The following is a 12949-nucleotide window of genomic DNA, read 5'->3' as shown; positions in this document are numbered from 1 at the left end:
AGGCTTTAGGAGAAGCTGCAACTTCTCCAAAAAGCTTGAAAATCATTTCAAAGCCTTTGATTTAGTGTTCTTTTATATCAATAATGGATTCGTTTAATGCCAGCATACTTTTTGAAACACCACCAAATGAAAAGATACTTCGCTCATACCATTTGTGCAGGCATCGGCATAAGTGCACTTACTTATGCAGCCATGACACCTAATTTAAATTTACTTATAGTGGTGTTTGCATGTGCTACGATTTTATTGAATTATCGTCTATTGATTCCCAGTCATTTTACAGCTCAACGCCCATTAAAGCGGGCTAAAGCCAAATCACATTAATATCTACTTATTTCATCCCAAAAATTAGCTTTAAACCTAGCACCGTCATGACCGCCCCAGCCGCCCGATCAAAACCAGCTTTAAACTTCAAATACACCTTACGTGGTTTTTCTGCCGACAACGCCACAGCAACCAAAGAGCACCACCCTGCATCAATAAAGAAGCAAAGAATCGGCAGTACAAAATAAAAATAAGTTGGAATTTCTTTTGGAAGTAATGCTGTAAAAATACTGGCAAGAACAATCGCAATTTTAGGATTAGATAATTGCGTAATGAGACCTGTGGTAAACGCACGACGCAATGACATTTGCGAACTACTGGAATCGCCTGCTTCAATAGGCTCTTTGGCATGTTTTATAATTTTAAATGCCATCCAAAGTAAATAAATACCACCACAGATTTTCAAAGCTAGATATGCAGATGGCACAGCCAATAAAAATGCTTGTAAACCCAAAACCGCAAGTAAACCAAAAATTGCCGCACCTGTTCCAGTGCCTAGCGCAGTAAACAAGCCATGTTTTCGTGAAATCGCAATTGAATTTTTCGCCACATATATTGACGTAGGCCCAGGGCTCATTGCACCTAACATCAACGCAGCCGCAATTGAGCCCAATATCCAAAATGATTCCACAGTGACACCGCTTACATATAATTTCGAGGCAATTTTACCGAGAGAAACTCTGAATTTCTCCCTATAATTTGCAAGGAATCATTCAATTGACCAAATTTTTCACTAAAAAAGTATTGAATGACCGATGAAACCCAAGCATGATCAATGAAAGTACAGATAATAAAAGACTGAAGATGAAATTAGCTGAAGCCTTACTCTTACGTAGTGATCTACAAACCAAGCTTGCCTCACTACAACAACGCATCAATAACAACGTGCTTATACAAGAAGGAGATGTGCCGAGTGAAGATCCAAATGCATTAATTCAGGAAGCATTTGCAGTCAATACTGAGTTGCATCGTCTGATTGAAAAAATTCATGCCACCAATGCACAGGCAAAAACCAGTACAGGTCGTTCGATGCTTACTGTACTAAATGAACGGGATTTATTGACCCAACAACATCGGATATTGCAGCAAGCCATCGACAGCTCTCGTCGTGAAAATGGTCGTTATAGCTCAAGTGAAATTCGTTGGTTAAAAACCATTGCTGTGGCTGACTTACAAAAGCAAGCGGATGGTCTGAGCCAACAATTACGACAAAATAATTTAGAAATTCAGGCCTCTAATTGGCAAATTGACCTGATTTAAAGATTTGAACTTCGGTTCATACCAGTTCGGACATACTGGGCGAGTACAGAGCCTTTTTTTATGTTTGTAAGGCTTTAATACAACAAACATCTATGCAGAAGTAAGACGTCTACTTCAAAACTTTACTGGTCTGACGTAGCACACTGCATCTGTGACACTTTACCCGTCACGTCTCACTACCATGTACTGACAGTATGTCCACCTTTTCTCATACTTTTAATTGCGTAGATATCTTAATCATCCGAAGCCGCAGCTTCATTTAAAGCGACATCTTCTTTAGGTATTTTATAGTCTTGCTCATACACAGGTACGCCGCCAATAATCATGGCACGATTATCTGTTTTCGGGCGATGCAGTTCATCAGTGGTATCACACCCCACCAAAGATACACTGCCAAGCAATACTAGGGGCACGACCATCAGGGATAATTTGCTCATTTCCCAACCCTCCATTGTTATATTTATCATCGTTCTGATTTGAGCATAGCACTTTTGTATATCTTTTCATCATTTTTTTAATGGCATGAAGCTATTGAATTGTCAGCAAAAATGACGATTAAATAATCCATACAGCTGATTGGTTAAAGCAAATTAAGTCATTCATTTAATAAAAGATTGTTAACCCAAACACGCATTAGACCTGAGCTTTAGTTTTTTTATTTACAAAACTGCAATCTAAATTCATTTTACTTCGGACACTTTTGTCCGTTTAATGTGCGTATAAATATCAAACGATAATGCAAAAGATAATGTCTACACGCCAACAACTCGCTGCCCAAAATCGCGAAGAGCTGCTGAATGCTGCGATTCATGTATTTCGCATACATGGCATTAATGCGCCCTTGCAATTAATCATGGATCAAGCCAACGTTGGACGTGCAACCTTCTACCGTAACTTTAATGATCGTCGCGACTTGGTACTGGCCTTAATGGAAGATGCACTAAACCGCCTGGAAGCGAGAGCCAACAATTATGCCCAATTTGAAGATGGCTTTATTCGGCTGATACAAGACCATATTTATAATATCCCCTATCTCACAGCGCTCATGGAGTATTGGCGGGTCATCGACCGAGCAGATCCTGTGATGATCGAGATCTACCAGCGACGCGATGCGATATTGCAGCCACTGATTGATCAGTCGATTGCCAATGGTACCTGCCGCACTGACTTCAAAACTGCAGACTATTCCATGGTGACGTCCATCTTAAGATCCGCTTTACAAGGCCATACCGAAGCAGATCAAGAGAAACTGGCCAAACGTGCGGTTGAATTTTTACTCCATGGTATTTGTGGATAATACTTATGGCAGACCAACCACGTTTACTTGAACCTGCACCCGACTGGACAGCGGAGGAAAAACCAACGCTGCCCGGCTCCCCTGCAGCGATTGCTCATCCGACCTACAAGCGATATTTATATTTTTTTATTGGGTTGTTTGTTGCTATATCCGGTAGCTTAAGTAATGGTTTCATCACCGCAAATTTACCACTTTTACAAGGTGAATATGGCCTCACACCTGCCGAAGCCGCATGGATTCCTGCGGCTTATGTCATGGCCAATGTCAGTTCCAACCTGATTTTATTTAAAGCACGGCAGCAATACGGCCTCCGGCTTTTTTCAGAAATCGGCTTGGTGCTGTTTATTGGCGTGATGCTGCTACATCTGTTTGTACATACCTATGAAATGGCGATTTTTGCTCGTGTTATTAGTGGCTTATTGGCTGCTCCGCTAAGTTCGCTGGGTATGTATTACATAATGCAAGCATTTCGGCGGGCGCATTTTGGTCGTGCCATTTATATGGCACTGGGCTTTCAACAGCTCGGTATTCCGTTAGCATGGATCATGTCACCGTATCTGGTCGATGTGAACGACTGGCACACTTTCTATACTTTTGAACTCGGCTTAGCACTGTGCTGCCTCGCAATGGTGGTGTCACTCAAACTACCCCGCAGCCTCAGAATTGCAGTGTTCGAATATCAAGATTTATTTACTTTTGCGTTACTGGCTACCGGTTTCGCTTTGCTATGTATTGTGCTGACTCAAGGGCCTATTCAGTGGTGGTTTGAGGCTGACTGGCTAGCTTACTTGCTCATTGCTGCGTTTATTCTGATTGTCGTCGGTTTGACCTATGAACATTTTCGCGTTAACCCGCTGATTGTGACCCGTTGGCTTGGTACTTCCTCCACTGTGCGGTTTATTATCGGGGCATTTGCCATTCGCTTTTTAATGTCCGAACAAAGCTATGCTGCGGTGAATTTTCTGAAAACTATGGGTATGGGGCCAGATCAGTTTGTCTCATTTTATGTGGTGGTGTTAGTCGGGATTGTTTCAGGCACGGTATTCAGCGCCCTGACTTTTTCCAAAGAAAAAATGGTTTTTCATCTGCTCGGTGCCGTCATTCTTGTTCTATGTGCTTGTGCTTTGGACTATCACCTTACGAGTGATGTACGTCCACATGACTTTTATCGCAGTCAGTTTTTAGTCGGCTTTGCTAGTGGTATGTTTATTGGGCCATTGTTGCTAACCGGTATTATTAGTGCCTTACAAAAAGGGCCATCACATATGGTCACGTTTATTGTGTTGTTCTCCGCAACACAAACCTTTGGCGGATTGGTTGGTTCATCGTTCTTTTCTACCTATCAACAAATGCGTACCCAAACCTATCAAGCGCAAATTTACAATGATTTATCTCAAACTACGCCACAGGTGGATCAACGTATACAAGTGCTCACGCAAAGTGCACATCAGTATTCACTCGATCCTACTCTTGATCATCAGCAAGCCATGCGTACTTTAAATCAAAGCATAGGCCGTGAAGCACAAGTTCGCGCTTATAACGATGTGATCTTTTTAAATGGTATTTTTGCTGTCTTACTACTGTTTTGGGGATTATTTGTCATTGCGATCAATAAATATAAAACACGACGACAATTGAGCAATAGCAGTTAGCTAGAAATGAAATATTAACCATTACATAAATGAAGAAATTTGAAAATATTGAGAACAACATGAGCGAACAACAGCAAACACCCGATATGAATGAAGTCAAAAATGCTGCGGTAAATCCTGAAAATACTGTGCCGACACCAGCACCATCAAGTAAATTGATTTCAACAGGTAAACGTACCTTAATTTTAATGTTAATTGTGCTTTTGATTGGTATTGCGCTGATACTTTGGGCATGGAAGCTCGGGCCATTTCACAGCAACATTCAATCGACTGAAAATAGCTATGTGAAAGGTAAAACCACCGTGCTGTCGTCTCAGATTAATGGCTATGTTAAAGATGTATTAGTGACAGACTTCGATCATGTCAAAAAAGGTCAAGCCTTAATGCATATTGATGCCACCACATATGATCAAAAAGTAACGCAAGCAGAATCAGGCGTTGAACAAGCTGAAAACTCTTTGGCCAATCAAAGCCAAGCGATTGAACAACGTAAAGCAGATGTGAGTGCAGCAGAAGCCAAAGTAGATCAAGCTCAGGCAGCCTATGAGCTTGCTGTTGCACAGATGAACCGATACCAACAACTCGGTAACAGCGGTGCAGCTTCTAAAACAGAACAAGACAAAGCTGCTGCCGATGCAAAAAACAGCTTAGCCTTATTACATCAAGCTCAAGCCAATGTACTCGTTGCAAATCAAGCTCTAAAAACGGCACAAGTCGCAGCAACAGGACTTAAAGCGCAAGTAAATAGTGCTAAATCGCAGTTTGATCAAGCCGTCACCACGAAAGATTACAGCATTATTGTGGCGCCGATGGATGGACAACTGGGTGAAGTGAGTCCACGGATTGGCCAATATGTTGCTGCGGGTTCACAATTAATGTATTTAATTCCACAACAACGCTGGGTGACTGCCAATTTTAAAGAAACCCAAATTGCGGATATGCGTATTGGACAAAAAGCATGGTTCACCGTAGATGGTATGAAACATCAGAAATTTTACGGCAAAGTTGAGCAAATCTCCCCTGCTGCTGGCTCAGAATTTAGTGTATTAAAAGCGGATAATGCCACAGGCAACTTCACGAAAGTGGTGCAACGCATTGCAGTCAAAATTGCAATTGATCCCAACCAAGCCGGCCTAGAAAATTTAAGACCCGGCATGTCGGTCGTCACTTCGGTCGATGTCGCCAATTAAACAAAGAAATTTAAAAATGTTGGCTCAAATTGGAAGCGGATAAACAAGTAAATATGATTTCATTGTATTTAAAACTGATGTAAAACTTTGCGATTTTATTTATAGCCTGATTGTATGCAGTTTCTGACAAGCTCTATGTTTTGGTAACTTATATGAGGCTAGAGCACGCTATAATCGCTTTTCACACCACATTTGCTTTTATTAACAAGTTAAGGGATTGTCATTTCAATGTTTGAATCTATTGCCCAAGCCATTCCAACAGATACGATTGTTTATGGTGGCGTGGTCATTCAGATTAAACGCCTAGACTTAGTTCATCCACAGATCTCAGGCAACAAATTTTTCAAGCTGAAATATAATTTTATTGAAGCGCAAGAATTGGGCTTGAGCAAAATCTTAACCTTTGGTGGCGCTTATTCCAATCATATTGCTGCAACTGCCTTTGCAGCCCATCAGTGTGGTTTTGACAGCATGGGCATTATTCGTGGCGAAGAATTAGCTAACCAGCCTTTAAATCCCACCTTAGCAACGGCACAGCACTTTGGTATGCAATTGCAATTTGTCTCACGCCAGGCCTATCGAGAAAAAACCAATTCGGCATTTTTAACCCAATTACAACAAGATTACCCTGCGCATTATCTAATTCCTGAAGGCGGCACCAATGCACTTGCAATACAAGGTTGCCAAGAAATTTTAACGGCTTCAGATTTAACCGATTATGATTTGATTTGCTGCGCTGTCGGCACAGGTGGCACCATTACAGGCTTAATTGAATCCAGTGCTAAACATCAACATGTTTTAGGGTTTTCTGCATTGAAAGGCGATTTTCTACAGCGTGACGTAGCTCAGCTCACTTCAAAAACCAACTGGAACATTATTGATGACTATTGCTGTGGAGGTTATGCCAAAACCAATGCGGCACTTTTAGATTTTATTCAGCATTTTGAGCAGCAATACAATATTCCCTTAGAACAGATTTATACCGGAAAAATGCTCATGGGCATCTTCGACATGATTGATCAAGGTCGAATCCAACCACAACAAAAATTGTTGGTCATACATAGCGGTGGATTACAGGGAAAATTGAAAGGTTCAACCTAAACGTGGAAAAGAGTATAATCCTGCGTCCTTTCTCCCACGCAGGAATATGCCATGTCCCAAAATCAATATGATGTCCTCATCTTAGGTGCAGGTGCATCCGGTTTAATGACGGCATATAAAGCAGCGCAACGTGGCCGCAGAGTTTTAGTGGTAGAGAAAGCCAATAAAGTCGGTAAGAAAATTTTGATGTCGGGTGGTGGTAAATGTAACTTCACCAACCTCTATGTCGAACCTGAAAACTATATTTCGCATAATCCACATTTTGTGATTTCTGCTTTGTCGCGCTACACCAATTGGGACTTCATTGGCATGGTCTGCGAGTACGGGATTGAGTATGAAGAGCGCAAACACGGTCAGCTGTTTACCCAAAATGGTGCAAAAGAAATTTTAGCCATGCTATTGGCAGAATGTGACAAAACAGGCTTGGTCGACATTAAAACCAGTTGTGAAGTGAAAACTGTCAATGCCATTGAAGATCATGGCTTTCAGGTCGCAACCACACTGGGTTATTTTGAAGCTGAATCTGTGGTGATCGCAAGTGGTGGTTTATCTATTCCAACCCTAGGTGGTTCAGGCATTGGCTATGAAATTGCCAAACAATTTGGCCATTCGGTTTATCCAACACGTGCTGGTCTTGTACCGTTTACCTTCTCCGATGGTTTCAAAGAAGTGACCACACGCCTCAGTGGTAATGCGGTTGAAGCGACGCTATCAAATGAATTAAACAGTTTTACTGAGGCCTTGCTGTTTACCCATCGTGGTTTAAGTGGCCCAAGTTCATTGCAATTGTCAAATTATTGGGATGTCGGCCAGCGCTTCAATATTAACTTCCTCCCTGCCCTCGATGTATTGGCATTTTTGAAGGCTAAAAAAATCAGTCAACCCAAAGTGTTATTACGCACCTTATTCAATGAACATTTACCAAAAAGCGTGGTAGTTGAATTACAAAACCTGATTTGGGCAGAACAAGCTGAACTTGCGATTGGTAATATCAGTGACGAAAAGCTTGAATATATTGCTGGTCGTTTAGAAAACTTTGAAGTAAAACCTTCGGGCACTGAAGGGTATCGTACGGCGGAAGTGACATTAGGTGGTGTCGATACAACTGAAGTTTCATCAAAAACCATGGAAAGTAAAAAGCAAAAAGGCCTGTACTTTATTGGTGAGGTTTTAGATGTGACCGGACATTTAGGTGGTTTCAACTTCCAGTGGGCCTGGGCATCGGCACATGCCGCTTCGGAATATGTATAAATTTGAAATATAAAAAGGGCTGAATTATTCAGCCCTTTTGTTATGAAATCAACCGAAATGGTTTATTCCAAATAATCAGTTTTAAACAATGAAACTGAACTTGAAGATAGACGTTCAATCGTCTCATCCATTTTTTCCACTGCTTCTGAAATGTGTTGTGGTTGTGAATGTACACTGTTTTTAAAAGTTAAAATAATTTGATTAAACATCGAAAATACCCCCATTTTTTTCATTCCTTTGCGCTAAGCATAAAAGCTATATATGACAACCTTATGAATCCTAAGCTTTTATATTTTAAGTAATATTCCATATATCACTATTACTAAAAATACCAAATTATGAACAATTTTCAACCATTATTTTTCATCATCTTTCAAGTGATGACTAACACTTTTATCTGATGGTGCAGTCTTATTCTCTGTTTGCGCGGTATTGGTGCGTTTTGGCTTGGCAAAAATAAAGCGTCGAGCACTTGCCAAGAATCCAACTGTTATGCCTGCAATGATCACTGGGGCTAAGAATTTATTTGGAGCTTTCGCCATAATCATGTCCTTTCTTAAATCAAAATCGACCACAAAAGCGTGGCCGATTTTATATGAAATAAACAGGTTAATTTGGGTCATCCGGTTTTGGAGGAGTTGATGGCGCTTGCACATCGACATCCTTCTCGGCTTCACCAGTAGAACCAAATGGATTGTTTTGTGGTTTTTGCACAGGATTTACATCCAACTGATCAGGTGTTGCCGTTTCTTTTTCACTAACACCTGGTGCTGCATGTTGAATATTTGGATATCCATCATTTTGATTCACCTCCTGTGTGCCCACAGTTGCTGCTGAAGGTGCTGCTTGAGCAGTGGATGATGGGGCCACAGATGAATTAAATGTCGTTTTTGCCTTTGCTTGCGCTTGAACCGGATTTGGCTCATTGGCTTCACGTTTCGCTTTATCCATTAAGTCTGAAAGTAAGCGTTCTGCTGGGTTTCGACCACCTAAACCAAAGGCCAAGGCAAATGCTACTGCGACTGCCCCAAGGGTTAAACCGAAGGCTAAATTCACGATCGAATCGGCAATACCCATGGCACGTAAACCCATGGCAACCACTAAGCCCATGATAAGGACACGGACAAGATTACCTAACCAACGTGAACTGTTGTATTCGCCACGTTGCACCACGTTCGCCACAATATTTGCCAGCCAGAAACCGATCACCAATATGACTGCTCCTAACAAAATACTGGCACCAAACTGGATAAACATAGCAATCAAGCCACTAATTTGCTCAAAGCCTAAACGGTTTGCCGCTTCGGATACCGCAAACAACATGGTAAAAAATACAATCAGATAGCCAACAATATCGGATAACTTGGTTGTACCGAGAAAGCGCTGCACATCTAGTTTTGCAGGAACATTATCCACACCTGTACCTGCGATCACGTCTACCACCAAACGCGCAACAAAACGTGAAACCACATAAGCCAAAATTAAAATTAAGCCCGCTGCAATAATGTTTGGAATAGCGAACATGATTTCATGCAGCATCGCTGTTGCAGGCTGTGAAATTGCCTGTATACCAAGGGCTTCGAATGCAACGATTAATGCCGTAATAATAATGATGGCAAAAACAAAGTTACCTAACACTTGCGCAAGATTGGCGCTTTTAAACATGCCAATTTTTTCGGCCTGTTGTTGCAAACTCAAACTATTAATCAAACCTTCAACGATGCCACGTACAATCTTCGCCAAGATATAGCCAATGAAGACAATCACGCCCGCAATGAAGATATTCGGTAAGTATGAAACAACTTCTGTCACCATATTTTGAATTGGGAACAGTAAGCCATTCAGTCCGAGTATCGAAAGTACAATCGGGAGGAATAACAATAAGATGAGCCAGTAGATTATTTCGCTGATATTTTGACTGATTGGACTCACGCCGACATCCGCACTGAGCTTTTCATCCAATTGTGTTTTGTTCAGTAGTTTCTGTGAACCGACTTTGACCAAGTTGGCCACAATCCAGCCAATAAAACCTACGGCAACTGCTGCGAGTAATTGAGGAATGAACAGTAAGAATTGTTGAATCATATTACTAAATGGGCCGCTGACACTGGTCAGATTCAACACATTTAGTGCACCTATGACGGCGATGACCAAAATAATCCAGAACACCACTCTGGAGACGATATTTTCAATATTGGAGCGGTGACCCGTTGCACTCGAAAGCTTTTGATTGGTTCCCAGTTTTTGCAGGACTTTTTTCACCCCTGCTGCAACCAGTAACGCAATAATCCAACCAACCAGCAAAATTGCCACTGCACTGAGTATGGGATGAAACTGCTCCCAATAATACATGGCATTAAAACGACCATGACCGGTAAAATCATTCATTCTTTCGCCCTCATTGTTATTACGTCGTGTGTTGTTATATACGTGTTATTTGCGATTAATCATTGTTGTCTCAAATCGCAAGAATTTGATCTGTATGAAAAGATCAATCTACTTTTCCACCTTAGGTTTTGCTTGTTTTTTATTCAACACTTGTATGCACAACTCCAACAAATGCTCACAATTGAATGCAAAAAAGCCCTAGATAAAACTAGAGCTTTCTTTTGTTACAAATACCGTTGTTAATGATCAGTTGCAGTTGCGGTATTTGAGTCATTGGCAACCGCTTCATCCCCTGGTGCACCAGATGTCGTATCATTTGCAGTGGCTGTTTGTGCATTTGGCGCTGGATGATTCGGCGGTGCATCCGAAGCCGATGGCTTCATGTCTGCAAACATATAAAACAGTAATGCAATTAAAAAGATACCCACTAAAATCAGCATGTACACTGGAATACGTTTTTTTTGAGTGTTTTCTTCTGAACTGGTGGTATGGGGCGGTTTATTAAAGTCATGTGTCATGTTCGCCTCACTATTTTTGTCCTTTGTTGATTTTTTATACTATCAAGACTTTTTAACCGATTGTGTGAAGAACATTTGCATTAAGTGAAAACATGTAACTTGGACTGTAATTAAGCTCATAACTCATGATTAAAATATGCCCCAACATGGCATTCGACTAAATCGCTGCCTTTGCCGATTCAAATGAGCTATAATCATGCACCTTATTTTCACCTGTTATCAAATCTATGGCGTACCATCAACAAGGTGTAACGCTTGATCTTGACACTGACGTCACTCATCAATGTTCCCTTCATTACACTCGTGATCAGCATCTTATTGGCATTATTGAATTTAGTAAGCCAAGTTATGTACTGAAATGGGGAGATTTAGAGTATTTCCGTCGCCGTACGGAAGAGCTTTCTGTTATGCCATTTCCTGAATGCATCAATGCTATGGTCATTGATATTCGGAATATTGCCGCATTTTTAGATAATGAAGTTCCGATTATTCCATGGCGTTTACTTGAAGAAGAATGTCCTATTCGTTTGGTTGTACCCCAAGATCGTCTTGAACACTATGCTGGCTTATTTGAACCTACTTGGCTAACCTCAGATGTAGATACAGCTATACAAGAAATCCGTGAATTTATGGACATGTTTGTGCATTAATTTGGATATTCAACTAAAGTCGAATGCTAAAACCTCCACTTGGAGGTTTTTTTATTGCTAAATAATTAAACAATATTTTTTGATAAAGAAATATTTACTATAAATTTTCAACCGCTTATAAATTAAATATAGCCCACTCAGCCGCATAAGGGGTAAATTGAATTGGTAACAATTCAGTAATACATAATGCTTGAGCCATGCTCAATTTATCCCCTAAGATGTAGAAAATGATCTGTTTTTATTGTGGCAGCATTCTTAAAAACAACGCAATAAAATCAAAAGATTAATAAGATCATAAAAAGTGGATATTAAATCAGGGTACAAGGAGTTTTAACAATGACGTCAAAAAAACATTTAGCAACTTTATTCTGTGCAAGTGCGCTAACTTTAGGTATCACTGCCTGTAGCGATAACAAAGCACCTGCAACAGACAAAGCGGCTGGAAGCGAAGCTGCAGTTTCAGACTCTGGTACTTTAGATAAAATCAAAAAATCCGGCACAATTGTATTGGGATATCGCGACTCGTCTATTCCGTTTTCCTATATTTCAGATAACCCAAATCAACCTGTCGGTTATGCACATGACCTTCAACTTAAAGTGGTTGAAGCGGTCAAAAAGCAACTCAACTTGCCTGACTTAAAAGTACGCTATAACCTCGTAACCAGCCAAAATCGTATTCCTTTGGTGTCGAATGGTACAGTCGATCTTGAATGTGGATCGACAACCAACAATAAAGAACGCCAACAGCAAGTTGCATTTTCTACAGGTTTCTTTGAAGTCGGCTCTCGTCTCCTCACCGCAAAAGACTCTGGCATTAAAGATTTTGCCGACCTAAAAGGTAAAAAATTAGTAACTACGGCTGGCACGACATCTGAACGTTATATCCGCCAACATGAAAAAGAGCTGGGTATTGGTGAAGTTATCTCCGCTAAAGACCATGCCGAATCATTCTTAATGCTACAAAATGGTCGTGCAGCAGCATTTATGATGGATGATATTTTGCTTGCAGGTGAAAAATCTAAAGCCAAAGATCCAAACAAATGGGAAATTGTGGGCACAGCGCCAATTCATGAAATTTATGGCTGTATGATGCGTAAAGGTGATGCAGGCTTCAAACAAGTGGTAGACGATGCAATCAAAGCAACATATAGCTCTGGTGCAATCAACGAAATGTATAAAAAATGGTTCCAGTCACCAATTCCACCAAAAAATATTAACTTAAACTTTGAAATGTCAGACCAATTAAAAGCACTGATCAGCAATCCGCATGACCGTGACGAATAATTAACCCTTAACTTTCAAAATATAGCTTAAGCCA

The 12949-nt window shown here is 40.7% G+C and carries 15 protein-coding genes and 1 pseudogene; 10 read left to right on the top strand and 6 right to left on the bottom strand.

Translation table 11 applies throughout. The features are described 5' to 3' along the window. Window positions 1-97: pseudogene (locus FTT84_RS05375) on the top strand (IS1 family transposase); the annotation flags it as partial. Further along, a complete protein-coding gene (locus FTT84_RS05370; protein WP_180080249.1) occupies window positions 97-324 on the top strand; it encodes a hypothetical protein in 228 nt (75 codons plus the stop codon). The pseudogene FTT84_RS05375 and the gene FTT84_RS05370, both read left to right, overlap by 1 nt. A gap of 7 nt (window positions 325-331) precedes the next feature. Here FTT84_RS05370 and FTT84_RS05365 read toward each other — a convergent pair whose 3' ends face one another. Then, window positions 332-955, bottom strand: a complete 624-nt coding sequence (locus FTT84_RS05365) for a LysE family translocator (RefSeq protein WP_180080246.1) — start codon at window positions 953-955, stop codon at window positions 332-334. A gap of 173 nt (window positions 956-1128) precedes the next feature. Here FTT84_RS05365 and FTT84_RS05360 point away from each other — a divergent pair, with 173 nt between their 5' ends. Next, complete coding sequence (locus FTT84_RS05360) at window positions 1129-1584, top strand: DIP1984 family protein (protein WP_180080244.1); 456 nt, start codon at window positions 1129-1131, stop codon at window positions 1582-1584. A 233-nt stretch (window positions 1585-1817) separates the two neighbouring features. On the opposite strand, the gene FTT84_RS05355 is transcribed toward FTT84_RS05360, so the two are convergent. After that, complete coding sequence (locus tag FTT84_RS05355; protein ID WP_180080241.1) at window positions 1818-2021, bottom strand: NF038215 family lipoprotein; 204 nt, start codon at window positions 2019-2021, stop codon at window positions 1818-1820. Between the two features lie 311 nt (window positions 2022-2332). Here FTT84_RS05355 and FTT84_RS05350 point away from each other — a divergent pair, with 311 nt between their 5' ends. The 5 genes from FTT84_RS05350 to FTT84_RS05330 all read left to right on the top strand — a co-directional run bounded on the left by FTT84_RS05350 (window position 2333) and on the right by FTT84_RS05330 (window position 8075). Further along, window positions 2333-2881 (top strand): TetR/AcrR family transcriptional regulator, encoded by a 549-nt coding sequence (locus FTT84_RS05350; RefSeq protein WP_067764613.1) that lies wholly within the window; start codon window positions 2333-2335, stop codon window positions 2879-2881. A 5-nt stretch (window positions 2882-2886) separates the two neighbouring features. Next, on the top strand, window positions 2887-4533 hold the full coding sequence (locus FTT84_RS05345) for an MFS transporter (RefSeq protein ID WP_180080238.1): 1647 nt from the start codon (window positions 2887-2889) through the stop codon (window positions 4531-4533). A gap of 59 nt (window positions 4534-4592) precedes the next feature. Further along, window positions 4593-5723 (top strand): HlyD family secretion protein, encoded by a 1131-nt coding sequence (locus FTT84_RS05340; protein ID WP_067765030.1) that lies wholly within the window; start codon window positions 4593-4595, stop codon window positions 5721-5723. A gap of 228 nt (window positions 5724-5951) precedes the next feature. Next, window positions 5952-6824, top strand: a complete 873-nt coding sequence (locus tag FTT84_RS05335; RefSeq protein WP_180080236.1) for a 1-aminocyclopropane-1-carboxylate deaminase/D-cysteine desulfhydrase — start codon at window positions 5952-5954, stop codon at window positions 6822-6824. 51 nt (window positions 6825-6875) lie between these two features. Then, complete coding sequence (locus FTT84_RS05330) at window positions 6876-8075, top strand: NAD(P)/FAD-dependent oxidoreductase (RefSeq protein ID WP_180080233.1); 1200 nt, start codon at window positions 6876-6878, stop codon at window positions 8073-8075. A gap of 62 nt (window positions 8076-8137) precedes the next feature. On the opposite strand, the gene FTT84_RS05325 is transcribed toward FTT84_RS05330, so the two are convergent. From FTT84_RS05325 to FTT84_RS05310, 4 genes are all read right to left on the bottom strand, one after another. Then, entirely contained in the window at window positions 8138-8299 is a 162-nt protein-coding gene (locus tag FTT84_RS05325) for a hypothetical protein (RefSeq protein WP_155857605.1), read from the bottom strand. A 132-nt stretch (window positions 8300-8431) separates the two neighbouring features. Continuing rightward, window positions 8432-8617 carry a hypothetical protein gene (locus FTT84_RS05320; protein ID WP_218949649.1) on the bottom strand — a complete coding sequence of 62 codons (186 nt, stop codon included), beginning with the start codon at window positions 8615-8617 and terminating at the stop codon, window positions 8432-8434. Between the two features lie 67 nt (window positions 8618-8684). Continuing rightward, the gene (locus FTT84_RS05315) at window positions 8685-10463 is read right to left on the bottom strand and encodes a mechanosensitive ion channel (RefSeq protein ID WP_180080230.1); all 1779 of its coding nucleotides are present in this window, start codon (window positions 10461-10463) and stop codon (window positions 8685-8687) included. 239 nt (window positions 10464-10702) lie between these two features. Then, window positions 10703-10981 (bottom strand): hypothetical protein, encoded by a 279-nt coding sequence (locus FTT84_RS05310; RefSeq protein WP_067764631.1) that lies wholly within the window; start codon window positions 10979-10981, stop codon window positions 10703-10705. A 227-nt stretch (window positions 10982-11208) separates the two neighbouring features. Here FTT84_RS05310 and FTT84_RS05305 point away from each other — a divergent pair, with 227 nt between their 5' ends. Both FTT84_RS05305 and FTT84_RS05300 read left to right on the top strand, forming a co-directional pair. Beyond that, window positions 11209-11631 (top strand): hypothetical protein, encoded by a 423-nt coding sequence (locus tag FTT84_RS05305; RefSeq protein WP_067764633.1) that lies wholly within the window; start codon window positions 11209-11211, stop codon window positions 11629-11631. Between the two features lie 336 nt (window positions 11632-11967). Then, entirely contained in the window at window positions 11968-12915 is a 948-nt protein-coding gene (locus tag FTT84_RS05300; protein WP_180056660.1) for a transporter substrate-binding domain-containing protein, read from the top strand. Window positions 12916-12949: the final 34 nt, after the last annotated feature.

The organism is Acinetobacter sp. YH01019, from assembly GCF_013420285.1.
Classification (GTDB): Bacteria; Pseudomonadota; Gammaproteobacteria; order Pseudomonadales; family Moraxellaceae; genus Acinetobacter; species Acinetobacter gandensis.
This window is presented reverse-complemented; position numbering and strand designations above follow the sequence as displayed.

Excerpts from the sequence above, each read along its gene's own strand:
- FTT84_RS05370 (WP_180080249.1), top strand. The coding sequence starts at position 97 with ATGCCAGCATACTTTTTGAAACACCACCAAATGAAAAGATACTTCGCT.
- FTT84_RS05360 (WP_180080244.1), top strand. The coding sequence starts at position 1,129 with ATGAAATTAGCTGAAGCCTTACTCTTACGTAGTGATCTACAAACCAAG.
- FTT84_RS05355 (WP_180080241.1), bottom strand. The coding sequence starts at position 2,021 with ATGAGCAAATTATCCCTGATGGTCGTGCCCCTAGTATTGCTTGGCAGT.
- FTT84_RS05350 (WP_067764613.1), top strand. The coding sequence starts at position 2,333 with ATGTCTACACGCCAACAACTCGCTGCCCAAAATCGCGAAGAGCTGCTG.
- FTT84_RS05345 (WP_180080238.1), top strand. The coding sequence starts at position 2,887 with ATGGCAGACCAACCACGTTTACTTGAACCTGCACCCGACTGGACAGCG.
- FTT84_RS05340 (WP_067765030.1), top strand. The coding sequence starts at position 4,593 with ATGAGCGAACAACAGCAAACACCCGATATGAATGAAGTCAAAAATGCT.
- FTT84_RS05335 (WP_180080236.1), top strand. The coding sequence starts at position 5,952 with ATGTTTGAATCTATTGCCCAAGCCATTCCAACAGATACGATTGTTTAT.
- FTT84_RS05330 (WP_180080233.1), top strand. The coding sequence starts at position 6,876 with ATGTCCCAAAATCAATATGATGTCCTCATCTTAGGTGCAGGTGCATCC.
- FTT84_RS05325 (WP_155857605.1), bottom strand. The coding sequence starts at position 8,299 with ATGGGGGTATTTTCGATGTTTAATCAAATTATTTTAACTTTTAAAAAC.
- FTT84_RS05320 (WP_218949649.1), bottom strand. The coding sequence starts at position 8,617 with ATGGCGAAAGCTCCAAATAAATTCTTAGCCCCAGTGATCATTGCAGGC.
- FTT84_RS05315 (WP_180080230.1), bottom strand. The coding sequence starts at position 10,463 with ATGAATGATTTTACCGGTCATGGTCGTTTTAATGCCATGTATTATTGG.
- FTT84_RS05310 (WP_067764631.1), bottom strand. The coding sequence starts at position 10,981 with ATGACACATGACTTTAATAAACCGCCCCATACCACCAGTTCAGAAGAA.
- FTT84_RS05305 (WP_067764633.1), top strand. The coding sequence starts at position 11,209 with ATGGCGTACCATCAACAAGGTGTAACGCTTGATCTTGACACTGACGTC.
- FTT84_RS05300 (WP_180056660.1), top strand. The coding sequence starts at position 11,968 with ATGACGTCAAAAAAACATTTAGCAACTTTATTCTGTGCAAGTGCGCTA.